Annotated in this window: 13 protein-coding genes and 3 pseudogenes; 8 read left to right on the top strand and 8 right to left on the bottom strand. The window is 63.2% G+C overall.

The window, feature by feature from the left end; genetic code table 11:
- Positions 1-20 precede the first annotated feature (20 nt).
- Entirely contained in the window at positions 21-2,972 is a 2,952-nt protein-coding gene (locus tag ACOYYX_RS35855; RefSeq protein WP_422927452.1) for an Ig-like domain repeat protein, read from the top strand.
- Here ACOYYX_RS35855 and ACOYYX_RS35850 read toward each other — a convergent pair.
- On the bottom strand, positions 2,938-3,738 hold the full coding sequence (locus ACOYYX_RS35850) for a recombinase family protein (RefSeq protein ID WP_422927451.1): 801 nt from the start codon (positions 3,736-3,738) through the stop codon (positions 2,938-2,940). The two genes, ACOYYX_RS35855 and ACOYYX_RS35850, sit on opposite strands and share 35 nt — an antisense overlap.
- A gap of 43 nt (positions 3,739-3,781) precedes the next feature.
- Between ACOYYX_RS35850 and ACOYYX_RS35845 the strand changes: the two genes are divergently transcribed.
- A complete protein-coding gene (locus ACOYYX_RS35845; RefSeq protein ID WP_422927450.1) occupies positions 3,782-4,654 on the top strand; it encodes a transposase in 873 nt (290 codons plus the stop codon).
- On the opposite strand, the pseudogene ACOYYX_RS35840 reads toward ACOYYX_RS35845, so the two are convergent.
- Positions 4,651-5,753: pseudogene (locus ACOYYX_RS35840) on the bottom strand (ISAs1 family transposase). The gene ACOYYX_RS35845 and the pseudogene ACOYYX_RS35840 overlap by 4 nt on opposite strands.
- Here ACOYYX_RS35840 and ACOYYX_RS35835 point away from each other — a divergent pair.
- Positions 5,718-6,218, top strand: a pseudogene (locus ACOYYX_RS35835) (hypothetical protein); the annotation flags it as partial. The pseudogenes ACOYYX_RS35840 and ACOYYX_RS35835 overlap by 36 nt on opposite strands.
- Before the next feature lie 98 nt (positions 6,219-6,316).
- Here ACOYYX_RS35835 and ACOYYX_RS35830 read toward each other — a convergent pair.
- Positions 6,317-6,679 carry a hypothetical protein gene (locus ACOYYX_RS35830; protein ID WP_422931721.1) on the bottom strand — a complete coding sequence of 121 codons (363 nt, stop codon included), beginning with the start codon at positions 6,677-6,679 and terminating at the stop codon, positions 6,317-6,319.
- Positions 6,680-6,885: 206 nt separating this feature from the next.
- A pseudogene (locus tag ACOYYX_RS35825) lies at positions 6,886-7,101 on the bottom strand (transposase); the annotation flags it as partial.
- A 171-nt stretch (positions 7,102-7,272) separates the two neighbouring features.
- Here ACOYYX_RS35825 and ACOYYX_RS35820 point away from each other — a divergent pair.
- On the top strand, positions 7,273-7,998 hold the full coding sequence (locus ACOYYX_RS35820) for a transposase (protein ID WP_422927449.1): 726 nt from the start codon (positions 7,273-7,275) through the stop codon (positions 7,996-7,998).
- An 825-nt stretch (positions 7,999-8,823) separates the two neighbouring features.
- On the opposite strand, the gene ACOYYX_RS35815 is transcribed toward ACOYYX_RS35820, so the two are convergent.
- Complete coding sequence (locus ACOYYX_RS35815; RefSeq protein WP_422927448.1) at positions 8,824-10,062, bottom strand: PcfJ domain-containing protein; 1,239 nt, start codon at positions 10,060-10,062, stop codon at positions 8,824-8,826.
- A gap of 683 nt (positions 10,063-10,745) precedes the next feature.
- On the opposite strand from ACOYYX_RS35815, the gene ACOYYX_RS35810 reads away from it, so the two are divergent.
- The 3 genes from ACOYYX_RS35810 (at position 10,746) to ACOYYX_RS35800 (ending at position 15,177) form a co-directional block, all read left to right on the top strand.
- A complete protein-coding gene (locus ACOYYX_RS35810; protein WP_422927447.1) occupies positions 10,746-13,793 on the top strand; it encodes a PVC-type heme-binding CxxCH protein in 3,048 nt (1,015 codons plus the stop codon).
- Between the two features lie 332 nt (positions 13,794-14,125).
- Complete coding sequence (locus tag ACOYYX_RS35805; RefSeq protein ID WP_422927446.1) at positions 14,126-14,593, top strand: hypothetical protein; 468 nt, start codon at positions 14,126-14,128, stop codon at positions 14,591-14,593.
- A 5-nt stretch (positions 14,594-14,598) separates the two neighbouring features.
- A complete protein-coding gene (locus ACOYYX_RS35800; protein ID WP_422927445.1) occupies positions 14,599-15,177 on the top strand; it encodes a hypothetical protein in 579 nt (192 codons plus the stop codon).
- Positions 15,178-15,249: 72 nt separating this feature from the next.
- Here ACOYYX_RS35800 and ACOYYX_RS35795 read toward each other — a convergent pair whose 3' ends face one another.
- Complete coding sequence (locus ACOYYX_RS35795; RefSeq protein ID WP_422927444.1) at positions 15,250-16,110, bottom strand: TIGR03067 domain-containing protein; 861 nt, start codon at positions 16,108-16,110, stop codon at positions 15,250-15,252.
- 447 nt (positions 16,111-16,557) lie between these two features.
- Here ACOYYX_RS35795 and ACOYYX_RS35790 point away from each other — a divergent pair, with 447 nt between their 5' ends.
- Entirely contained in the window at positions 16,558-19,986 is a 3,429-nt protein-coding gene (locus tag ACOYYX_RS35790) for a Tex-like N-terminal domain-containing protein (RefSeq protein WP_422927443.1), read from the top strand.
- Between the two features lie 118 nt (positions 19,987-20,104).
- Here ACOYYX_RS35790 and ACOYYX_RS35785 read toward each other — a convergent pair whose 3' ends face one another.
- Both ACOYYX_RS35785 and ACOYYX_RS35780 read right to left on the bottom strand, forming a co-directional pair.
- A complete protein-coding gene (locus ACOYYX_RS35785) occupies positions 20,105-21,418 on the bottom strand; it encodes an MFS transporter (protein ID WP_422927442.1) in 1,314 nt (437 codons plus the stop codon).
- Between the two features lie 112 nt (positions 21,419-21,530).
- Entirely contained in the window at positions 21,531-23,978 is a 2,448-nt protein-coding gene (locus tag ACOYYX_RS35780; RefSeq protein ID WP_422927441.1) for a N,N-dimethylformamidase beta subunit family domain-containing protein, read from the bottom strand.
- Positions 23,979-24,160 lie beyond the last annotated feature (182 nt).

The raw sequence follows: 24,160 nt of genomic DNA, 5'->3' as shown, positions 1-24,160 counted from the left end.
CATTCTCACGGAAAGTACAGTTGACAGCGGGAAAAATGATGATTTCCAGGACTATTGACGCTGATTGTCGCAACTTTGGCGGCGCAACGGCCATGTCACTACCTTTCAGACGTGCGGTGCCTTTCTCTAAGCGAACATCTCCGTTCGGTGTGCGTCGGCGTCGTACCGTAAAATTCATTCCTTGGGCCGAGCTTTTCGAGAACCGTCAGCTTTTGTCCGTGACCTTCCAGTCATCTGAATTATCGGCCACCGTTTCCACCCTCACGGATTCGCAGTCCTACCCAGATCATCTTGTGACCCAAGATGCGAGCCATATAGGCCCGTTATCGGATGAAGCCAGCGGTTCCGCTGGCGATTTAACGGCTGGGTCAAGCGGCTCTTATGTCATCTCTCTCAATTCCTCGGTGTCGGCCGATTCCGGCACTGTTCACATAGAAGGTTCGTTGAGCGGAACTGACGCGGGTTTTCTCAATGCGTATGTTGGCGCATTGTACACGACTAAAGTGACAGCAGATTACGATGGAACACTTGTTATCAATTATGATAATAGTCCGCCTACCGATCCACAAACCCAATACAACCGCGCAGCCACATATCTTTCGGACGGGCAGGTATTCTACTACAATAGTGGCACATACTCTTTAGCGATGAAGAAGGGCACGAGTTTCGAGTTTTCTGTGCACATGTACGGTCAATATTCTAGCAATTCAGATACGGTTTTTGACTATGAACAATCATCCGCTGTTTCTTGGCAGGTAACGCCCTCTCAACCAAAGCCGCAGGCGACTACGATCGTTGTCAAATCCGCCCCCAACCCATCCACTTACGGCCAACCGGTAACATTCACTGCTACCGTTTCACCCGCAACTTCTAGCCAATTCTCGCCCACTGGTGCCGTCACGTTCATGGATGGCTCGACCGCCATCGGCTCCGGCACGCTCAACGCTTCGGACGTTGCCACCTTCACGAGTACGGATTCACAACTCGCAGTCGGTACTCACCCAATCACGGCCGTTTACGTAGGGGACAGCAATTTCAGCAGCAGCACTTCGTCGCCAATCACACAAATGGTTTCTTCGCCCCCAAGTGTGTCGCTCACTTATTTTGATTGGTTTGGTGCCTCATCCACCATCGACTATCAGACTCCTAACCTAGAAATGTATAGGGGCATTAATTTCAGATACAAGGTTTCGGGCACGATTCCTTCTAGCCTCATTATTCCCATTGCTTTTTATTGGGCATCCACCGCCGACGCCGTCGCTGTGAAGACTGATATAATAGAGGCTGCACAAGCATACAATGACGATGAGTCAGACGAATTTATCATAAATACCAGCCCTGGGTCACACGGCTATTTAACGGGTGAGAGCTTTGTAGCAGGTAACGATCCTGCTCGCTGGGGAGTGCCACCTGAGAACGCTAAGTTCGTCATGGCAATAATTGATCCAGACAATTTGCTTGGAGCGACCGACTATACAGGTAGAGTTAAATTCCTTGCTTTGCCTTCTTCGGTTGGCGATGTCTTGAGTGGTTCAATACAAAAACCCGATGTAAATGGCCCGAATATCGACGCAACTTTCAAGCCAGGTCTCGGCTCTGGGCAACAAATGCCGCTTTCGGAAGCAGAGGTTTATCTTGGCGTAGATCATTTCAATTGGATACAGACCGTCACAAGTATACCAAATACATGGGTTCCGATTACGTTGGCTGGTCTAAATAAGGCCAGATTGTATGCAAGCTTTGAATCCCATAAGCCAGGCCTTGTTTTTGTCGATGGTAATGTTTATTACTACAACGCAGACGGCACTATAGACTTCTCGTCGCCAATTACATATACAGATGACTCAGAATCAACGTGGTACGACCCTGTAGTTCAGTCAGAAGCAGGTGCGCCAGATTACTACACAAAAGCAATCATTATTAATGGCGTAAATGTCGATCCTTTTCTTATCGACACGGATCAGTACGTGTATTACTATGATGAGGCATCGCTTGATGATGGTATGCCGGTGTACAAAGACTTGGGGCTAATGACGTTTGCTTACGATTTATCATTTCATGATGCGCCGCGTATTCCTGCATACTTGTCGCCTTATCCAAGCGGAATCTATGAGTCTTTTCAAACTCAACTTGTAGGTGTTGGGTATGATTCTAGCAACACGATACGTTATTCTGAAAATGGATACCCTGTTGTATTCACGTGGAAATCCAATACGACTGTAAATCCACGCTCTGGCGGCGTTATTCTAACCAAAAACGAGCAACATATAAACACACCAAATGTAGTATCAGGTGGTATCAAAGACGTAACGGTAGGCGATCTTGGGCATTATGTTCCAGATGTTCCGATCGAAATTGATAAAGTGGCTTCGCGAACGCTCTACAGAGACCAAACGTTATCTGTTGCAATTTACGCACGAAGTTTATATGCGAACATGAAACTATCATATAAAATTATGGGTGAACCGCCGGCAGGCGCTTCTATTGATGGTAAGACTGGACAATTTACCTTTACTCCCAAATCGACCGGTGTGTTCCTGATTACAGTTGGCGTTACTGATCAGAACGGCAGGGCAACCTCAACCACATTTACTATCACTGTTATTTCGCCTGCCCCGCCATCCAATCCGCCCTCGCCTGTTGAACCCTCTTCACCGTCAGCGCCTGGAGGCTCAACACCTAACGTGTCTATTCCTAAACCGGCTCCATCATCGTCCGGCTACGGCCCTGTACCCGATGCTTTTGTCACCACGCTTTACCGCGAAGTGTTGAATCGTCTGCCGGAGCCAGCAGGTCTGCAATATTGGTCAGGCAAGCTTGTTGCACGTGTGCGGCCATTTAGACTTGTGCGTGCGGTCTTTCGTTCGCCGGAACGGCGGGTACTCGACGTGCTGCATACACCTCCTCGGCTCGGACTGCGCCGAGTTTTAGCGGACGCTACTCGGGCAGCCCGGCAGGCAAGGAAAGCATAAATACTCTTCTTACCTGCATCGCATTCCACACCTTCCCTCTCCGCGTCGTATGCCCTTCCTGATTGAGCCGCCGGGCGATTTGCCGCAGCGATAGCCCCCCTGTCCGCATCTCGGCCAGCTTAGGAGCTAAATCGGCATAGGCATCTTCGGCGTTGGCTTTGGCAACTTCACCGGCCCGCCGCGCTGCCTTGGAGTTCGCTCCCCCCGTAAGCCGTCTTGCCCCAGGCCGGGCAGAGCCGAGCAATCCACCCCTGGCCTTGTACGCGACCAGCGCTGCCTTCGTCCGTTCTGAAGTTAGGCCGGCCTCCAGCTCGGCAACGGGTGCCATTTGTGTGAGGATGAACTTTCCTACGGCCCCTGACGGCACAGTCGGCAAGTCGCAGAACACCACGTCTACCCCGCTTTCGATCAGCGTCAGGAGGAAGCGGGCGTTGCGGGCCAGCCGGTCGAGCTTGGCGATGACTAGGGTGGCACGCGACCGCTTGCAGTCGGCCAGCGCCTTGACCAACTCAGGACGGTCGGCCTTCTTGCCGGTTTCCACCTCTGTGTAGGGCTGGATGATCGTGCCGTGATGGGCCTGAGTATAGGCAGCAATAGCGGCTTCCTGTGCTTCGAAGCTGAGGCCAGATACGCCCTGGGGGGAGTTGAGACACGGCGGTAGGCGACGAGGCGCATTGGCGGGTTCCCTTATATACAGAGTTCCGGAACGGTTGACGGGGGCAGTGAGGCACTTAACAGCCTGTTGAAATATTCTCTTTCTCCGCATAAAATACTTATATCATTGAATGATCGGCGTCTGGAGCGATAACATGGCGATGGGGCGTCGGAAGCGAGATCGGCAAGAAGCGCTTTTCATCTCCTCCCAGGACTTGCCCAAATCGGCAGGACACCCTTTTTATCTAGCGCTCAATTGCCTGCTTGCCGAGGCTGGCTTCGATCTCTGGATCGAGGCTCGATGCACGGGTTATTACGAACAGGAAGAGAAGCGAGGTCAGCCCAGCATTCCCCCGGGCGTCTACTTCCGGATGCTCTTGGTCGGATATTTCGAGGGGATCGACAGCCAGCGCGGCATCGCTTGGCGGTGCGCCGACAGCTTGGCCTTACGCGAGTTCCTGGGCACGCCCTTGAACGAGGCGACCCCCGATCATTCGACGCTTACCAACACCCGCAAACGTCTGCCCAAGGAGATCTTCGACGAAGTCTTCCAGTTCGTGCTCAAGCTGGCGAATGAGAAGAAATTGCTGTCGGGCAAGACGGTGGCCGTTGACAGCACGACGCTCGAGGCCGACGCAGCAATGAAGAGCATCGTGCGTCGCGACACTGGCGAGGACTGGAAGACGTACGTGACCCGACTGATGCGGGATGGAGGAGTCATCGAAGCCGACCAGAAACCGAGCGACGAGGAGATCCGCCGCTACGACCAACGCCGCAAGGGCAAAAAGGTTTCCAACGAGGAATGGATGTCCTCAACGGACCCGGAGAGCCGGATCACCCGGATGAAGGACGGCCGGACGCACCTGGCCTACAAAGCCGAGCTCGTGGTTGACCTGGAGAGCGATCTGGTGCTGGCGGCCGAGATCTATAAGGCCGATCAGGCGGATACACAGACACTGGTTGACAGCGTGGTCACTGCTCAGGGGCATGTGCACGAAGGGATCGGAGTCAGGGCCAGCGCACACTAACATGCTAATGCGTCAATGACTTCCATGAGGAACTTCTCGCTCCAGCCGCAGAGGCGGCGCCTCATGATGAGGCTGCGTCGGCGGTCGGGGTGCTGCTTGAGGATCGAGAGCGTGAACCGGTAGAGCCAGTCGATGTTGTTTCCCAGCACACGATCGCGAATTCGTGAATCGTCCTCGCGGAAGGTGACATCGAGACTCCAATGGCAGGCGTTCTCCACGGACCAATGGCCTTTCACCGAACGAGCGAACATATCTACGTCAATTGTCAGACTGCTGAGGTAGTAGCGGACCTCGAGGGTCTCCTCCTCCCCCTCCTTCCGCAACGACGTCACCACGCCCAACGACTTCAGCCCCTTCCACTCCGCCTTACCCGGCAGATCTTCGGGGGCCGGCAGCTGCAGGTAGGTCCGCTCCTCTTCGCGGCCGTGGCCGCGATCCGTCGTCGTCAGCTCCTGGGCATCCTCCAGATCCCCTTCCAACCGTCCGTCGATGTGTTCGATGACCGCCGTGTGCAGCGACTCGTGGTTCCGCTTCAGGGCCAGGACGTATCGGCCTGGCCGGCGATGACCGCCTCGGCGATCGCCTTCTGCGCCCCCATCGCGTCGATCGTGACGATGCCGCGTCGGACGTCGATCTTCTTCATGAGTTCGGGGATCGCGGTGATCTCGTTGGACTTCTCGGCGCAGGCCTGCTGTCCCAGGGCCAGGCCGAGTTCGCCGGCCCAAGCGGTGACGACGTGGAGGGGGCCGAGGTCGTTCTTGGCGTCGTGGCTGCGGCGGGCGGTCTTGCCGTCGATGGCAATGATCGGGCGATCGACGCCGGTGTCGGCCACCGCCTCGCCGCGGAGATGGGCGATCCAGGCGTGGAAGGCCTCCCCGAAGGCCTCGTGCTGGATCATCATCAGTACGCGACGGAAGACGTCCTTGGCGGGGATGCCATAGGGCAGGTCGAGGAGGCCGACGAGGAGTTCGGCCTTGCACTCGGCCCACTGGGCGATGGCGGTAGGCCCGGCGGCGCCGGCGAGGACCGCCAGGACCGCGATGACCAGGACACTGGGCAGGGGATGCCGCCGGTTGATGTGAGAGCGGGGGTCCTCCATCGTCGCGAAAGACGCCACGATCTCGTCCAGCCTGCTACGGGTGCTCGCCATCGCCGCTCTCCGTCCACCGGGCCTGGTTCACGACACGGTGGACGGTATACCAGGACAGGCCCAGGGGCGCAAGACCACAAAGTCTACCAGATCATCATAAAAGTGCGCGCTGGCCCTGGGATCGGAGTGAGACCGATCGAAGAGGTAGTGGCCGACAAGGGGTACCACGCCGCATCAACATTGGAATTGGCGGACGCCTACTCGTTCCGCACCTACATCCCTGAACCGAAGCGAATCCATCGGCGGAGATGGACCAACAAGCCAGCAGATTACCGACGTTGCGTCGAAAACAACCGTCGTCGGGTGCGACGTTCCAAAAGCAAGCAACTGCAGAAAAGGCGGAGTGAGCGCTGCGAACGAACATTCGCGCACATCTGTGAGACGGGTGGGATGCGTCGGAGTTGGCTCCGAGGTATCGAAGACGTGAGCAAACGTTATACTCTGGCTGCGGCGGCGCATAATCTGGGCCGGATCATGCGTAGATTGATTGGAGTAGGCAAGCCCAGGACTCTTCAAGGCGAAGGAGAGCCTGCGGGTCTTGCCCAAGGTCTCGTCAGCGTCGCGACCAGGCGCCAGATTTTCCCCTCGGCGTCCTCGTACATGTCGTCGTTGCTGTTCAACCAGAACTTTTCGCCGTCGACCGGATCGAGGACGTAGCGCTGGAGGGTGTTGCCTTCCGTGTAGCGGACTCGGAGGTCACCAGCGATTTTCGGACGAGTCGGATTATCGTAGTGCGCGGTGGTCGTGGTCGTGGTGACGATCTCCTCGTCATCCGCGTAACCATAATATGGCACGGGCGGCCCGAAGATAATGCAGGACAGAGCGAGCAGAAAAAGGATGATTAACATGCAGGTTAAGAAAGCGGCGAAAGTCATGTGGAAAACTCCTTAAAAAAACTGCAAGAATGACAACGAAGACCAAGATGGAAAGCGTGATCGCCACAGCGATTTGCCCTTCGCTCCATCCTGCGGATTGCTGGATGATGACGGGCGTAGGCTGAACCGCTTGTGCTTGCGGCACAGGGGTTGCTTCGTCGCGTGGCGGCGCCTGCTGTGCCAACAGCGGCCAGGGTCAGCGCGCACTAATATGCTGATCCTCTGATGACTTGCATCAGGAAGTCGTCGCTCCAGCTGCAGCCCCGACGCTTCATCGCGACGGACTCCCGCCCGGGGTGTTGCTTCAGCAGCGAAAGGCTGAACCGGTTCAGCCACGCCAGGTTCTCGCGAAGGTGCCTCTTTCGCAGGCGCGACTCGTCCTCGCGATAGGTCACGTCCAGGGTCCAGTGGCAGCTATTCTCATTGGACCTGTCATACTACCCTCCAAGGGACAAGTTGTGTGAGGAGGGGGCCGAGTGACAGCATCTCGACCTCCTCCGGCACCGACAGACAAGTTCAGTCGCCACGCGGCCCTAGCGTTCGCAATCGAACCAACTGCTCCTAATGATTCCAGAGTCGGGGGCATTCTTTCAATGCCCGTAGATGGTCGATGGCCGCCCTGGCTCGCCGCTATATCGCCACGGTCCTCGCCGAATTCATGCGCGCGGGCCCATCCTCCTGGCGGGCGACGACACCGTCACCGAGCATCCCGGCCCTCACGTCTATGGCAAGGGACGCCATCGCGATCCGGTCCGCTCGACCCATACTTATACCGCGTTCCGCTGGGGCATAAGTGGGTCGTCCTGGCCCTGCTCGTCCCCGTCCCCTGGGCCGCGCGACGCTGGGCCTTGCCGCTGTTGATCGCGCCGTATCGGCCCAAGCCCGAGAACCAGAAACGCGGCCAACGGCATAAAACACCGCCCCAACTGCTCGGCCAGTTGATTCGTGTCTTGATGCGATGGTTCCCCGATCGGACCTGGGTCGTCACGGCCGGCGGCGGCTATGCGACCCATGAGTTGGCGGAGTTGGCGGCACGGACCCCCGAGAGGCTGACCCTCGTCAGCCTGTTCCACCCAGATGCCAACCTGGTCGAGCCCGCGCCGCGATACACGGGGCTGGGACGCCCTCGGGTCAAGGGGGCGAAATTGCCCGGCCCGGCCGATATCGTCGCGGGGGCCGAGCGACGGCAAGCCCTGAAGCCTCGTCGAACGGCTCGCTCGCCTCGAAAACCCGGCTCGAGACGCCCTCGCAAGGGGTCTCCTCGCTCAGAGTGCGCGCCGCCACGATGGGTCTGTCAGAATGGCAATAGTCGAACTTAGGCCCTGAGGATGAAGACCTGCCCAGCCGAGGGGCGCCGATCTGCTCCCTGACCGTGGCACAGTAACGGTCGCTGGTCTCATTTCCGAACGCCAGGTTCTCATCGGTGAGGTCGGGGTAAAGCTCGGCCTTCACCTGGGCGAGCGTCGAGTGGAACTCCTCGAGGGAGCCGGTGAACCCGGACTCCTTCAGGACGTCGGCGTGTCGCGGCGGTCGCATGGGCTGCGCCTCCTGCGATGTGAATTAATGTATACTTGCATTGTAGAGGCCACCAATCAAGTAAATATAGATGTCCGTTGATCGCACCGTTCAATTGGCGAGCTCTGCAAGACGCTGATACGCGATCTATCCGCTCGCCAGAGAATACGCCCGGCTCAACCTCCCAAAGGTCGCCCGAGGTCACAAAAAGGTAACGGTACTGGCCGTGTCAGCCCAATCCGAATACAATGTTGCCCGGGTGGACCAATTGCCTAACGCCATTGTCCGCCAGTGACTTAAATGCCGACCCAGCTTCACTGCGATGCGACGACGTGGCGGGAGGAGCAGGATTTAGGTTCCTGTGCCCAAAAGGCGTGAGGGTTCAAGTCTCTTCTCTTGCATTACGGAATCGCTATCGGCCTGCTGGCGGGGAATTGTCTTACGATCTACGAGAACGCACGCCGTGTCTTGGGAGCCATTTCTCGAATTCTCACGAAAACCCGGATTCACGATCTGGAGCGATGTCCTCGGTTCATGCCAGGCGATCATTCCGGCGACCGGCCGGGCTTCCAACAGGACTCACCGGCCGGCGCAGGGTTTTGGTGGACGCAGAGAAAGCCTTGGGTACTTCAGAGGTCGAGGCTCAATCCCGCTTGCTCGGCCCACTGGCGGAGGATGGCGACGAGCTTGAGGCTGGGGGAGTGATTGAGCCTCCGCTTGGCCTGGCAGATGGTCTTGGTCGATGGATCGACCTCGACGGTCAGGACGCGGAAGTGGCGCTCGCCGTTGTCGAAGCGCAGGGACCAGATCGAGGACTCGCCGCGGGCGCAGGCCCGGACGTAGCCGCCGACGCAGTGGGACATGGCCTGGCCTTCGCGGATGAGGTCGTCGCTCGTCGTGATCTCGCGGATCGTCCAGCGACGATGCAGAACGTCGGGGGTTGTCGAGGGCTCGATCAACTCGAAGTCGGCGATGCCGGTGGGCTTCCACCTCAGGCTCTTGGCGACGCGCCGGCGGGCCCGCTTCGTGGCGTCGCGCCAGTCGGCGACCTGGCGGAGGAGGGACTTGGCGGTCCGGCCTTTCATCGTGAGGTTCGGCTGTGGAGGGTCGAGGGTGACGTATTCGCAACGCTCGTAGTAGACCTCCTGGGGCGAGAAGCGCTGGTCGTGGAGGTACTCGACGATCGGCTCGATGTTGTCGAGGCCGACGTCCGGGTGGTTCACGAAGAAATGCACAACCGTCTTCCAGAACTCCTCGGATTCGAAGGAACGCCCGAGCCGGCTCGCGATGATGGCCTGGGCCAGTTTCTTCGTGCCGCCTAGGCCTCTCACCTGACCCCAGCGCAGGGCGTGCTCGACGCTGAAATGGGCGGGGGCCTGGAGGAACTCGTGGGCCATCCGCTTTGAGTATTGCAACGGCAGGTCGGCCTTGCGGATGTTCTGGCCGAGCCCGAGGTGGAGGTACCACCCCTGCTGTCGCGAGGCCTCGGGGCCGGGCTCCTTGAGCCAGACCGAGGTCATGAACGACGGGATCTCGTAGTTCGACAGCAGGTGGCCCGCGAGGGATGAGGCCTGGGGTAGTCGGCCGCTGCCGAGGGGCTGCCAGTCCTCGGGCGGCCGGAGCCAGTTCGCGTGGAACCTCGCCAGGGCGAACAGGCCCCGGACGACGGCGCAGGCGCCATCGACCTCGACGCGGCCGCCCGACCGCGCGAGTCGGAGCAAGTCCGACCTCGACCTGACGATCCAGAGGAGCCTGTCGAAGGCCTGTTTCGTCCGGAAATAACGACCATCCACCGACCTCACGGCGGCCTGGATGGCCCTATCGATGGCGGCATTCGCCGCGTTCTTGCGTGCTTGGGTCGTCGACATGGGAATCGGCCTCGGGAGACGTACGTATGGGGGCGACCGTGGAAATGGAGAGTGCGGACAGGCCACATCCCTTTCACGGCGGCGACGAGCGTCTCAGGCCGATTCCAGCTATTCATGTCCCGAACAGGATGGGACGGCCTGATGCTGTGAAAGTACTTGCAAATTTACGGTCGAGCATTTTTGGGCCTCGTGGTTCGGGGTGCCGATGGCGCCTGGCCTGACTACGGACATGCCTGATGTCAGCGAGGTTCGCCGCCATGATGTGAATGGCGAGGACTGCTTCGAGATGTGTTCGAGCCCGAGAGGTCTGGAGGGCCGTTACGCGTGCCGTCGGGGTCGCCGTCGGAAGCCTCGTCGAGTCGATTCGCGGAGGCCGCACGAGATGTGAGCCTGGCAGGGTGTGTAGAATCGACCCGGTCGAAACGCATCGACAGGAGGCATCCATGATTTGCGTTCCCGAATGAGAAGCGGTCGGTTCGAAATGCGTGGTGGTGAAGACCCCACCAGCGTCGCTGGTTTACTCCGGCCTTCGGGTCGTGTAAGGTGCGAGCCTTGTTGGATCGGTCGGACTGGGCCTCGCTCCGCGATCTCGGCCCGCGAGCCCCCTCCCCTCTCCGCTCGAAGGGGCTCGACCTGCCCCTCCCGCCCGCGACTTCCCGCCTCGATTCGATCGGTGGTCACTCATGGCGAAGCACTTGAACGAGCCGTCTCTGTCGAACCTGGGATCCCATGCGGGCCTTCGCGAGTGGAAACCTCGCAAGGGGCGAACGCTCCTGGCCGCGATGCTGCTCGGCCTCGGCTTCGTCCCCGCGGCGATGGGCCAGGCGAAGCCGGAGAGTCGCAAGGTGCCGCTCTCGCCGGCCGAGTCGCTCTCGAGGTTCCAACTGCCGGCCGACCTCAAGATCGACGAGGTGCTTGCCGAGCCGGAAATCGCGCAGCCGGTCTTCGTCAATTTCGACGAGCGAGGGCGGCTCTGGGTCGTCGAGTATCGCCAGTACCCGGAGCCGGCTGGGCTCAAGATGCTGAGCCGCGACAACGTCTGGCGCGTCGTCTACGACAAGGTGCCGGTCGCGCCGCCGAACCATGAGAAGGGGCTCGACCGCATCACCATCCACGAGGACACCGACGGCGACGGAACCTTCGACAAGCACAAGGTCTTCCTCGAAGGGCTGAACATCGCGACGGCCTGCGTCCGGGGCCGCGGCGGGGTCTGGGTGCTGAATGCTCCGTACTTCCTCTTCTACCCCGACAAGGACAACGACGACGTCCCCGACGGCGACCCCGAGGTCCTGCTCGAAGGCTTCGGCCTCGAGGATACGCATTCGGTCGTGAACAGCCTTTGCTGGGGCCCTGATGGATGGCTCTACGCCGCGCAGGGGAGCACCGTCACCGGCCGCGTGAAGCGTCCCGGTTCCAAGGATGCCCCCGTGCACTCGATGGGGCAGCTCATCTGGAGGTTCCATCCCGAGACGAAGAAGTACGAGGTCTTCGCCGAGGGGGGCGGCAACGCCTTCGGCGTCGAGATCGACGCGAAGGGGCGGATCTTCTCGGGGCACAACGGCGGGGATACGCGGGGGTTCCACTACCCCCAGGGGGGCTACTCGCGGAAGGGGTTCGACAAGCACGGGCCGCTCTCGAACCCGTACACGTTCGGCTACTTCGACGCGATGAAGAATAATGCGACCCCCCGGTTCACGCACACGTTCGTGATCTACGAGGCGGACGCCCTGCCCGACGCCTATCGAGGCCGGCTCTTCGGCGTCGCGCCGATCCTCAGCCACGTCGTCATGAGCGACGTCTTCGCGGCCGGCTCGACGTTCGAGACGAAGGACGTCGGCTTCGCGATCAAGACGACCGACGACTGGTTCCGCCCCGTCGACATCGAGCTCGGGCCCGACGGGGCGCTCTACGTCGCCGACTGGTACGACGGGCAGACGAACCACTACCGCAACCACGAAGGGCAGATCGACCGGAGCAACGGCCGGGTCTATCGCCTTCGAGGCCTCGAGCCGAAGCCGTACAAGCCGTTCGACTTCGCGAAGGCGAGCACCCCCGAGCTGATCGAGCGGCTCAAGCATCCGAACCGCTGGCAGAGGCAGACGGCTCTTCGACTCCTGGGCGACCGCAAGGATTCCGCCGCGATCGGGCCGCTCACCGCAATCGTCCGCGATTCGAAGGGGCAGACGGCCCTCGAAGCCCTCTGGGCGCTCAACCTCTCGGGAGGATTAACGGGACCGCTTTCGATCGAATTCCTCCGACATGAGGATCCGTACGTACGGCTGTGGACGGCCCGCCTACTGTGCGATGGCAAGGCGGCCTCGCCCGAGGCGGCGAAGGCGTTAGCGACGCTCGCGGAAATCGAGCCGAACGTCGAGGTCCGCGCCCAGCTCGCCAGCTCGGCGAGGAGGCTCCCCGCCTCGGCCTCGCTGCCGATCGTCCGCAATCTGCTCGCGCATTCGGTGGATGCGAAAGATCTGTTCATTCCTCTGCTCCTCTGGTGGGACATCGAGGCCAAGGCCGAGACCGACAGATCCGCGGTGGTCGACCTCTTCCGCGATAAGGCCTTCTGGTCGCTGCCGATCGTTAAGGAGACCGTCGTCGAGCGGGTCATGAGGCGATATGCCGCGACCGGACTGGGCAAGGATCTCGCCACCTGCGCCGAGCTGCTGAAGCTCGCGCCCGACGCCGACTCGGGCAAGCGGCTCGCGGCCGGGTTCGAGTCGGCGCTCGAGGGGCGGTCGGCCGGGAACCTGCCCGAGTCGCTGGTCGAAGGCCTGGCCCGGTTCCAGGGGGGATCGGTGACGCTCGGCCTTCGCCAGGGTCGCGCCGAGGCCGTGAGCGAGGTGCTGCGAGTCCTCGACGACGAACGTGCTGATAAGAGCAAGCAACTCCAGTACGTCCAGATCCTCGGCGAGGTGAGTCAGCCCCGGAGCATCCCCGCGCTGTTGAAGCTCGCCCGAGGCTCCGACAGCGCCCTGCAAGGCGCGGCCATGCGGGCGCTCCGGCGTTACCCGAACCCCGAGATCGGCTCGACGGTGCTCGCGGCCATCCCCTTGATGACGGACGACGTCCGCGGCGAGGCCTTCAACCTGCTCGCCAGCCGCCCTCTCTGGGCCAGGGGGCTCGTGGAGGCGGCCGACGCAAAGACGATCGACCCCGCGTCGGTTCCCGGCGAGACGATCGCGCGGCTCCATCGCCTGAAAGACGCACACGTCGCCGCCATGTCACGCAAGCTCTGGGGCGAGCCGAAGGCGACGACCTCCGCGGCGCTCCAGGCCGAGATCGTCCGGCTCGCGGGCGTGATCCGCAAGGATCCCGGAAACCCTCGCGAGGGGGAGAAGCTCTTCGCCAAAACCTGCGGCGCCTGCCACGCCATGTTCGGCTCCGGCGGGCGCGTGGGCCCCGAGCTGACGACCTTCCGCCGCGACGACCTCGATAACATGCTGCTGAACATCGTGAACCCGAACGCCGAGATCCGCGAGGGCTACGGCACCCTGCTCATCTCGACGAACGACGGCCAGTCGCTCACGGGCGTCTTGATGGATCAGGATCCCGGGCGGGTCGTGATCCGAGGCAGCGACGGCCACGACCTCGCCATCCCCCGCGACGAGATCGAGGAGATGAAGGCCTCCCCCTCGTCGCTGATGCCCGAGGGGCTCTTGCAGTCGCTCTCAGCCAAGCAGGTCGTCGACCTCTTCGCCTACCTCCGGGCTACGCAGCCGCCGAAGTGATCTCGGGTGACCTGATGCAAAAGGCTCGAGGCTCACCTTGAAACAATCCTCAACGAGATATCTTAGGATAGCTCACCTCAGCATGCGGCCGGGGAAAACTCGAAGAAAATCCCGCCTTACGGGTGGACACAGTCGGCGTTGATGATATAGTGGACAAAATTACCGCAAGAGATGCGGTCGCGGCGGCATCTTCACGTGAGCAATGGGCACATTGTTCGCGGGATTCTGACATCCGGGCTCTTTGGACGAGCTCGGGTGGTTCCATCATCGACCGGCCCCACGCCGCCGTGTTCTCGAAGGCCTTGAGGCGATGGTGCCCCCGGAGTTTGCGCATGCTTTTCGTCAATCTGACGATCTGGAGCACGTTCGTCGGATGCGGTTACTGGGTGGCCGTCATCAAGCGGCGGCATCCTCTCGAAGGCGCGGCCTTCGGGCTCGTCCTGGGCCCACTCGGCTGCGTGGTGGAGTCGGTACTTCGAGAGCGTACGGCGGAGGAGGTCGGGAGGCTCAAACTCCATCGTCAGGCAGTGGCCGAGGCCCGTCTCGAGGCACGGCGACATTGGCGGGAGATCCGAAAGGCCGAGGATGACCGTCGGCGTGAAGAATTGGCGGCCTATCGGGAGGATCGGCGCATCAGGCGCGAGGAAGCTCGCGAGCGTTTCGCGGCCTGGTTCGACCGCACGATCCTCAAGTTCGGCTGGTACAAGGCCCTGCCGGAAGTCCTCCAGCCGATCGTCCTGGGGCTCCTGTTCGCGACGCCGCTCGTCGTCGTGATGGTGCTCGTTTTGAGGAAGGGGTGAGCCTCGTGGCCAAGCTCAGTGTTCAGCAGAAGAAGCTGGCGCCGCCCCTCCTCTGCGCGTGGGTCGCCACGGTCTTGCTTGTCGCCTTGAATCTCGACCCGACGGTGCGAAATCCGATCGACCCTCGATCGCTCGACCTCGCCAACCGCCTCTCATCCTGCGCTTCTTACGATGTCGTCGCCGGAGATATCCGCGTGGGCTACTCGCTCGACGGCAACGTCGTGATCGATGCCCGATTGTGCAAGGGGGATGCTCGTCTGGTCGACGTCCTTCACCTGCTCCTGCAATTCGCGGTGAAGTTGAAGGGATCGAACTTCGAGTATCTGTCGATTGCGGGCGGGGGCAAGGAGGTCTATCGACTGCCGAGGGAGGATCTGAAAGAACTCGCCGAGCAGTATGGCGAGGGGGCCAAACTCTGGGCGATCAATCATTGGGCGGAGCGGTTGCGGAAGCCGGATGGAGAGCGGCCGTTCTCGACCTGGGATGGAGGGGCCCTGGGTGTGCTCACGGCGCAGCTCGCGGACATGAATAAGGCGCTGCGAACCTGGTTGGATGAGGCGAACGTTACCACCAAGGATGAGTAGTCGTATGCCAGGATGAAGGGGCTTCGCTCCAGGGAGCGAAGCCCTTTTCTCGCTCGTGTTCGACGCCCTAGGTCAGTCTTTGGGCTTGTCGCGCTTGAGGGTGAGGACCTGGGCATGGGCGTCCTCGCCGTCCTTGAACTCGGTGGGGCGCTTGGCGCCGGGGCCGCCGTTGCAGACCTTGAAGGTGTCGTTGTCGACGACCTCATAAATCGCCAGGTTGTCGGGGATGGCGTCGCCGTTGGGGGCCTTGAAGTTGACCCAATCAATCGTCTTGTGCGGCTTGGCCTGGTCGTCGATCTTGAACTCGCCGCTGAACTCGAACTCCTCGCCGTTGGGCGTGGTGCCCTTGAAGGTGATGGCGTTGTCCTTGACGGCGATGAAGATCGGGACGGCCTTGTCGGGCCCGGCCATCGCGGTCCACTTGCCTTGCAGCTTGAAATGATCCCCCTTGATGGCTGCCGCGGCCTTCTGCTCGACGGCCTTGCGCTTCAGGACGGTCAGGTACGGGGGCGGCACGTCCCCTTCCCCACCCTTGAACTCCGTCGGCCGATCCTTGCCGGGTCCGCCGCTGCAGATCTTGAGCGTGTTTTCATCCTCGAATGCGTAGATGCTCTGGACTTCGCCGAGGTCGGCGCCGTTGGGGTCGGTGAGGTTCTTCCAGGTCAGGGCCTTGTGCGGCTTGGCGGCCTCGTCGACGACGATCTCGCCGTCGGAGATGTAGTCGTCCGCGTCCTTCTTGGACATCACGAAGTGGACCTTGTCCCCCTTGAAGGAGAGGTCGATCCGGGTCTCGTCGTTGGGCCCGGCCTGCGAGGTCCATGCCCCCTGGAGTTTGGCGAGGTCCCCCTTGGGTTCGGGCTTCGCCTCGTCGGCCCAGGCCGAGGCGGCGGAGATGGCGAGGAGGAACAGGGTGGCGCGTGGTGTCGACATCATCTTGTTGGCGTCCCGATCTTGGTTGGAAGTGAGCCTGAGATCCGCGGGCCTTGGCCTCGCCCGTCGAGGTGCATCAGCGATCGTACCGGCCTGGCCCTTCGCGGGTTTCAGCGGATATCTCGCAAGAATCTCGCCAAGATCGATTCGAATCGCAGAGAGGTGGCTCGATGGCCTGGCCAGGGATTGTCCGGAGATTCCCGACGAATCGCGCAGGATAATGTTGCCTATCTTCCCCTCTTTTTCTAAAAGGTGCCGATTCCAACCCTAATGAGGAGAGAGGTTTCGGAATCGGTCCCGCGCCTTGACAATTGAGTTGACGATCTACTAGATTAAGCGGTCTGTTTCCCGGGTGTAACCCCGCGCGCTCGTACCGCGAGTTTGGTCGCGGTTGCGGACTCTCGTTCCGCCTTGTCGTCGCCGTCCCTCTCATCTAGGTGAATAGCCTCCATGGACACCCCGATTCAGGTCGACCTGGGACGGATCGCGCAGGACTTACAGATCCGGCGCGTGCAGGTGGAGAGCGTCGTGCAGTTGCTCGATGAGGGCAACACGGTGCCATTCATCACCCGTTACCGCAAGGAGCGGACCGGCAATCTGAACGAGGTGGCGATCCGGGAGATCCAGCTTCGGGTCGGCCGTCTCCGCGAACTCGCCGAACGCAAGGAAACGATCCTCAAGACGATCGAGGCCCAGGGCAAGCTCAGCGAAGAGCTCGCCGCGGCGATCCGCCAGGCCGACAATCCCAAGCGGCTCGAGGACCTCTACCTCCCGTTCAAGCCGAAGAAGAAGACCAAGGCCTCCGAGGCCCGCGACAAGGGGCTCGAACCCCTGGCGCTCCGGATCTGGAACCGGGACGAGTCGCTCACCGACCTCAACGCCGCCGCCCAGGAGCTCGTGAACCCCGAGAAGGAACTCGACACGGTCGAGAAGGTCCTCGAGGGGGTCGGGCACATCCTGGCCGAGGCGATCAGCGAAATCGCCGCGGTCCGCGACGCCGTCCGCCGGGTCGTCTGGAAGACCGCGAAGATGGTCACGACCAAGGCCGACATCCCCGAGGGGCAAGGGCTCGAATATCGCGACTACTTCGCCTACTCCGAGCCGATCTCGCACATCCCGCCCCACCGGGTCCTCGCGATCAATCGCGGCGACAAGGAAGGCCCGCTCAAGGTCAAGATCGAGGTCTCCCGGCCCGACCTGGAGGCCGCCGTCTTCAACAACCTCCCGCTCGAAGGTCACCCGCACGCCGAGGCCTTCCAGGCGGCCGCGGTCGACTCGCTCGACCGGCTGCTCCTGCCCAGCATGGAGCGTGAAGTCCGGCGCGACCTCACCGACCTGGCCGAGCGTCACGCGGTCGATGTCTTCGCCAGGAACCTGCGGAGCCTCCTGCTCCAGCCGCCGATCCCCAAGCAGGTCGTGCTGGCCATCGACCCCGGCTACCGGACCGGCTGCAAGGTCGCCGTGCTCGACGACCACGGCACCCTGCTCGAGCACGGCGTCATCCACCCGCACCCGCCCCAGAACCGCCGGTCCGAGGCCAAGCTGTTCATCAAGGACCTCGTCGGGCGGCACAAGGTCGGCGTGATCGCGATCGGGAACCAGAGCGCCTGCCGCGAGACGGAGGAACTCGTCGCCGAGATCATCGCCGAGGGGACCTACTTCCACCAGAACCCGGGCGAGACCACCATGCCCGGCGGGACCGCTGCCCCGGCCTCGTACTCGGGCGAATCGGCCGAAGCCAAAGCCGAGGCCGAGGCCGAAGCCCACGAGGGGGATGAGGCCCACGAGGGGGACGCGAACCATGAGCCGGAGGTCGAATCGGCCCCGGCCGAGGAGACGCTGACCCCGCCCGAGCAGCTCCCGGTCGAGGAACTGCCGCCGGTCTCCGGCGGTGCGCCCGACTCCTCCGAGGTGGAATCGTCGTCCGAGGTGACGCCGTCGACCCCGACCGACGAGCCGCAAGGCACGCCGGCCGAGTCGAGCGAAGCCCCCAAGCCGGAGGAGCCCGAGGCCGCCGAGTCGGCCCCCGAAGCCCAGGCCGAGGCGTCTGCCGCCCCGACCGAGGGTGAGGTTGCCCCCGCCCCCGAGGAATCGGCCCCGGCTTCGGCCGAGGAACCGGCCCCCGAGCCGGCCGTCGTCGCCACGGGCGAGGCCGAAGGGGACACGACCCCGCCGGAACACGTCGACCATGCGGCCGGCGAGGCTGCCCCAGAATCGGCCCCGACGCCGGCCCCGAGCGGCAAGAAGGAAGGCAAGCAGTCGCAGCCCCGCCCGCCGCGACCCAAGCCCGCCCCGACCCCGCCCAAGCCGCACGCCGCGGATGAGCAGCTCTCGCACCTCACCTACGTGATCGTGAACGAGGCCGGTGCGAGCGTCTACTCGGCCAGCCCGGTCGGGCGCGAGGAGTTCCCCGACTTCGACGCCACGCTCCGCGGCACGATCTCGATCGGCCGTCGGCTCCAGGATCCGCTCTCCGAACTGGTCAAGATCGAGCCCCAGAGCATCGGCGTCGGGCTCTATCAGCATGACATCAACTCGAAGCAGCTCAAGGAGTCGCTCGAGTCGGTCATCGCGAGCTGCGTGAACTTCGTGGGCGTCGACCTCAACACGGCGAGCGTGCCGCTTTTGCGTCACGTGTCGGGTCTGAATCAGTTGACCGCCAGGCGCGTGGTCGACTTCCGCAAGGAGAAGGGCCCGTTCACGAACCGGGAGCAGTTGCTCCAGGTCGAGGGGATCGGCCCGGCGACGTACACGCAGGCGGCCGGGTTCTTGAAGCTCAGGGACGCCGAGCAGCCGCTCGACCGCACCTGGATCCACCCGGAGAGCTACGCGGCGGCGATCAAGCTGCTCGAGAAGCTCGGCTTCGGCCCCGAGGTCGTCAACGATAAGGCGGCGATGCCCTCGCTCCACGAGAAGCTCAACGAGGCCGACCTGCCCGGCGTCGCCCGCGAGCTGGAAGTCGGCGAGCCGACGCTGCACGACATCTTCGAGGCCCTCGCCCGGCCCGAACGCGACCCCCGCGACGACCTGCCCAAGCCGATCTTCAAGAAGGGCGTCCTCAAGCTTGAGGACCTCTCGGCCGGCATGGAGCTGAAGGGGACCGTCCTCAACGTGGTCGACTTCGGCGCCTTCGTCGACATCGGCCTCAAGGACTCGGGCCTCGTCCACATCAGCCAACTCGCGAACCGCTACATCAAGAGCCCGCACGACGTGGTCAGCGTCGGCGACGTCGTCACCGCCTGGGTGATGGGGGTCGACCACGAGCGCAAGCGCGTCTCGCTGACCATGGTCAAGCCGGGCACCGAGCGTCCCCGAGGCGCCCAGCAACCGGGAGCCGGTGCCGGTGCCGGCGGTGGCGGTGGCCGTCGTGGTGGTGGCGAAGGACGCGAAGGTCAGGGTCGCGGCGGCGAACGTGTGGGCGGCGGTCGTCCTCCTCGTCGAGAAGGCGCGGCGCCCCCGGCGGGCCAGCCGGCCGGTACCGGTGCTCCCGCGGGAGCCGGCGGACCCTCGCGTCGCCCCGAACGCTCGGGCGGGCCTGGGCGTCCTGGTGGTGGTCGCGACTCGGGCGGACCGGGTCGAGGGCCGAGGCCGCAGGGCCAGGGGCAAGGCCAGGGTCGGTTCGAACGGGCCCAGGCCCCGAGGCCGCAGCCCCGTCCCTCCAAGCCGGCTCCTCCCCCGCCGCCGCTCTCGAAGGATGCCCTCTCCGGCAGCGTGCCGCTCCGGTCATTCGGCCAGCTCAAGCAATTGTGGCAGGCCCGCGTCGACGAGCCCGAGGGGGAGAACCCGGAGGGGACGCCCCCCACGTCCGATCAGCCGGCTCCCGAGCCGACTCCGGGCGCCACGCCCGAGACCCCGCCGACCGAAGAATCGGCCGGCTGAGTCGAGGTCGCACGAGAAATTGCTCCAACGAAACGAGGCCGGATCCGCAAGGATCCGGCCTCGTTCGCGTTAGGGTTTGTTGTTCCGGGGCATTCCTCTCGCGCAAGGCGTTGCCCGCTCAGAGCAATGAGGGCGACGGCTCCGACGCGATAGACTCGGGAGAGCCGACGCCGACGAAGTTGAGCACCTCGGCTTTCTCGCCATCGTCTGGCTTCTCGTCGATGCCCCACCAGAGGGCGGCGCCTGCGATGACGATGCCCCCGGCGATCGCCAGGCTGAGCCGCCAGCCGAGGTCGGGGCCGTACTGCTTCGCGAAGATCCCGGCCAGGAGGGGTGTGAGGGTCGGCGAGAGGGTCCCGCCAGCATTCCCTCCCATGTTCATGAGCCCCGCGCTGGTGCCGCCGAATCGGCCGCCGAGCTCCACGACCGACGTCCAGAAGGTGCCCTCGCAGGCCCCGATGAGCCCGGCCGCCAGGCTGAAGGCCACGAGCGTGACGTTGGCGTTCGGGCCGAGCAATCCCAGCTCGAACAGGATCCCGCCGCCGATCATGCCAACCACGGGCACGATCGCCCGGCGCAGCCTCGGGGGGTAGCTCGCCGGCACCCGGTCGGCGACCCAGCCGCCGCTGGCCATGCCGATCCCCATGGCCATCGTGATGAGCGTCGAGTAGCCGCGAGCAACGCCGCGTTCCTCATGCTGGATCTCGTCGAAGTAGTAGTTGATCCAGTAGAAGAAGAGGTACTGGAAGTAGCCATAAGCCGCATAACTGAGCGTGATGCAGACAACGCTCTTGCTCAGGAGCACCCGTTTCAACGCCTTGGGGTCATGGATTGGCCTGGCTTTGGCTGAGGCCTCGATTCGAGCCTCGCGCGAAGGCCTCGAGGCGAACGTCCAGACGCCGGTGACGGCCAGCGTCATCCCGCTCGCGATGATGAAGGCGGTCGGCCAGTCGAAGACATCGATCATCGTGCCGAAGACGTAGAAGGCCGCCGACATCCCGACGCAGGCGGCGAATGTCACGAGCCCGTTCGAGAAGGCCCGGGACGGCGCCGGCACGCGCTCGAAGACCATCCGCGCCGAGGCCGGGTGCAACGGGGCGTTGAACAGCCCGAGCAGCGATCGCATGACGAGCAGGCCGAGCCAGACCGCGTTCGCCTCCGTGGCGGCATAGCCGACGCTCCCCGTCCCGGCGACGAAGAGCGTCGATCCCAGGCCCAGCGCGATCAGCGCCGCGCGGGCCCCGAAGCGGTCGATCAGCCAGCCCCCCGGGATCATGGCCAGCGTGTAGAAGAGCAGGAAGGCGGAGTAGATCATCCCCATGCGGTCGGGCTTGATACCGTACTCGGGGATGATCCGCTCGCTCCCCGCCACCGAGATGCCGATGCGGTTGAAGTGGCCGAAGGCGACGACCAGCATTAACAGGGGAACCACGCTTCGCTGGTTCCTGGCGGATACTGACGCGGATGCGGACGCTGAAACGGACTCGGCTGAGATTGGCACGTGGTTGGGCCCGTCGCGTTGGAGGGAGGGAGGTGGAGGTGGGCTACACTCGCTTGACTCCGAAGTGGTGCAGCACGTTCTGCATGAGGCCGGTCCAGCGGGGATCGGCGGAGAGGGTGGAACCTGCGTTGATCGAGCCGGCGTGGAAGACGCGGCCGCCTTGCGGGCGCTCCCAGTAGATCATCTCGGCCGCGACGTGGACGAGCGGGGCCTTGCCGGGGGGAAGCCAGCGCTGGAAGTAATCCCAGGCGAAGGCGATCTTGGTGATGTCGGCGAACCCTTCGGCCAGGAGCGTCATGCCGGCGGGATCCTCGGTCGGCGCGACGCCCCCTTCGGGCGGGGGCTCGACGAGGAACTTGGCCAGGGTCGAGACCCGGACGTCCCCCTCGTGGCCGATCGGCTGCGGCAGGGCCTTGCCCGGCGTGTTGCAGAAGGGTTCCCCCTGGGCCAGCTTCAGGTCGTTCGGCTGGCGGAAGAGGAAGTGGTCGGGGTTGCTCACCTTGTAAGGCCCCGCGCCCGGGGTCCCGACGCCGAACATCGAGCAGTACTCGAGCCCGAAGAGCTGCCAGGCCGGGAACCCGCACTCGCGCGACATCCCGCCCCGCTTGCCGTCGTGGCTATGCCAGAGCTCGCCGCGGCGATCGGCCCTGACCTGCGTGCCGGGGGCGTCCCCCTTGCGACATTCGATGATGCTCGCGTCTTCATTGAACGAGACGCGCCAGAAGGCCGTGTTGCCCGAGAGGACGATGGCGTTGCCGCCGTTCTCGAGGTACTGGCGCATGTGGTTCATCGCGTCGAACGACCAGTACTCGCTGTGCCCGACCACGTAGACGACGCGGTAGCCGTCGAGCGCATGCGGATCCAGGTGGAGGTCGGTGTCGCTCAGGGCGTCATATTCATAACCGTGGTTCTCGAGCCAGGCCTGAGTGTAGCGGTCCTGGCGGGCGAGGTGGCTGTAGTCCCAATCCTCGGGGCCGACGGTCGTGTACGGCCCGACGATCGGCCAGGGCATGCGGAAGCCGTGCTGATAGGTCCCCTGCCCTCCCTTGTGCGGCCGGTAGAAGCAATAGGCCGGTGGCTCGCCGGCGCTGTTGCCGAAGCCGTTGTTGCCGATGGATTTCTTGATCCCATCCCAGCTCTGGCTGAACGAGGTCGCCGAGTATGCCTTCCAGCTATTCGTGGCGCAGAGGAAGGCGATCGGGGCCTTCGCCCGGCTCGCGGCCTTTTTCACAACGAAGAGGGTGTGATAGAGCCGATCCTTCCCCTTGTGCTGGAATTTGAGGCGGGCGACGTAGAGCCCCGAGCGAGCCCCCTCGGGCAGCTTGAACTCGTGGCTGACGTTCCATCGGCAGTCGAAGAGGTCGTCGGATGCGAAGCGGAGGCCGTGTCCTCGCCTCGGATCCTTGTCGGGCTCGTAGCCGCCGAAGCGGGGGACGTTGGGGTCGTGGCTCGGGCCGCCGATCATCCAGGTCCCCTGGTTAATGATCCGGGCGTGGTGGCCGTGCGGGCCGGAGTCGGCGAGTTTGCTCCCGCGCTCCTCATCGAGCGGCCAGCAGGCGATGAGCTTTGAGTCGGTCGGCTTCGCGAGGCCATCGGACTTGAACCGGGCCTCGATCTCTGCCGGCGTCAACGCCTTCGCATAAAGGGCCGGCATGGCGAGGTCGGCGTCGAGCAGGAAGCTGGCGAGGCCGTCGTGCCCCGCCGCGCCGATCCGGAGCGAGGCCTTGCCCGGCTTCGCGGCGACGCTCGCATCCCAGGCCGCGACCTTCTGGCCGTCGATCCAGACCATCTTCGACTTGCCGTCGAAGGTGGCGACGACGTGGTGCCAGCGGTTCGAGAGGACGGAGCTGGGCGTGTTGTCCGGGAAGTGCTTCAGCCCTTCCGGGTTGATGACCATCTTGAGCTGGTCGGGGGGCGTCGTGTGCAGGTTCTCGGCCGAGAACTCGCCGCCGTCGCCGAGGTAGAAGCCGAGCGAGCCGTCCTCGTTGACGAAGAGGGCGAACCCGCAGGCGTGCGGCTCGTCATATTGACCGATGAGTGCCTGCTTCCCCATCGTCCGCCAGCGGCGTGCCCAGAGCTCGATCGTCAGGGCCGGCAGCGATGATTGGGCGTCGAGGGACTTCTCGGCGACGGCATAGGAGCCGGGATGGATCGGCTGGATCGCGGCGGGAGACGGGCCGAACGAGTGCAGGACCTCATCCTTCGAGGGGCCGTCGACGTCGGTCCCGAGGCGGCAGACCGTCAGCTCATACGGGTACGAGTTGCTGACGTGGAACCGGATCGGCTCGCCCGCGGCGACGCTCACGCGGTCGGTGTAGGCGTGGATCCCCTCGACGACCATCGGCTGGTGGGGCGGGATGGCCGGGGCCTCGGCCTCGCGCTTCGCCGCCTGGGTCGGCTCGGCCGCCCGCAGCTCGGCGGCGACGATCGAGGTGGATGCCAGAGCCGTGCCAGCGGCCGCCAAGAACTCGCGTCGGGTCTGTTCGGTCATCCGTTCGGCTCCGTTGGTTTGCGTCGTGAGGGAGAGGTTCGACGGTCTCGAGATTATCGCAGGCTTGAGATCGAAGGCGCTGATGGTTTTCCAACTGTCGCGGAAAACCCGGCCTGGATTCGGCTCAAGGCCCGGCGGGGTGGGAGGCGAGGCAGATTGCAGGCTCGAAGCCGGGGCGGCCT

It is taken from the genome of Singulisphaera chitinilytica (assembly GCF_049331405.1).
Classification (GTDB): Bacteria; Planctomycetota; Planctomycetia; order Isosphaerales; family Isosphaeraceae; genus PoT.
Note: the sequence above shows the minus strand (reverse complement) of the source record. Positions and strands in the feature narration are given on the sequence as shown.

Excerpts from the sequence above, each read along its gene's own strand:
- ACOYYX_RS35850 (WP_422927451.1), bottom strand. The coding sequence starts at position 3,738 with ATGCGGAGAAAGAGAATATTTCAACAGGCTGTTAAGTGCCTCACTGCC.
- ACOYYX_RS35845 (WP_422927450.1), top strand. The coding sequence starts at position 3,782 with ATGGCGATGGGGCGTCGGAAGCGAGATCGGCAAGAAGCGCTTTTCATC.
- ACOYYX_RS35830 (WP_422931721.1), bottom strand. The coding sequence starts at position 6,679 with ATGACTTTCGCCGCTTTCTTAACCTGCATGTTAATCATCCTTTTTCTG.
- ACOYYX_RS35820 (WP_422927449.1), top strand. The coding sequence starts at position 7,273 with ATGCCCGTAGATGGTCGATGGCCGCCCTGGCTCGCCGCTATATCGCCA.
- ACOYYX_RS35815 (WP_422927448.1), bottom strand. The coding sequence starts at position 10,062 with ATGTCGACGACCCAAGCACGCAAGAACGCGGCGAATGCCGCCATCGAT.
- ACOYYX_RS35810 (WP_422927447.1), top strand. The coding sequence starts at position 10,746 with ATGGCGAAGCACTTGAACGAGCCGTCTCTGTCGAACCTGGGATCCCAT.
- ACOYYX_RS35805 (WP_422927446.1), top strand. The coding sequence starts at position 14,126 with ATGCTTTTCGTCAATCTGACGATCTGGAGCACGTTCGTCGGATGCGGT.
- ACOYYX_RS35795 (WP_422927444.1), bottom strand. The coding sequence starts at position 16,110 with ATGATGTCGACACCACGCGCCACCCTGTTCCTCCTCGCCATCTCCGCC.
- ACOYYX_RS35790 (WP_422927443.1), top strand. The coding sequence starts at position 16,558 with ATGGACACCCCGATTCAGGTCGACCTGGGACGGATCGCGCAGGACTTA.
- ACOYYX_RS35780 (WP_422927441.1), bottom strand. The coding sequence starts at position 23,978 with ATGACCGAACAGACCCGACGCGAGTTCTTGGCGGCCGCTGGCACGGCT.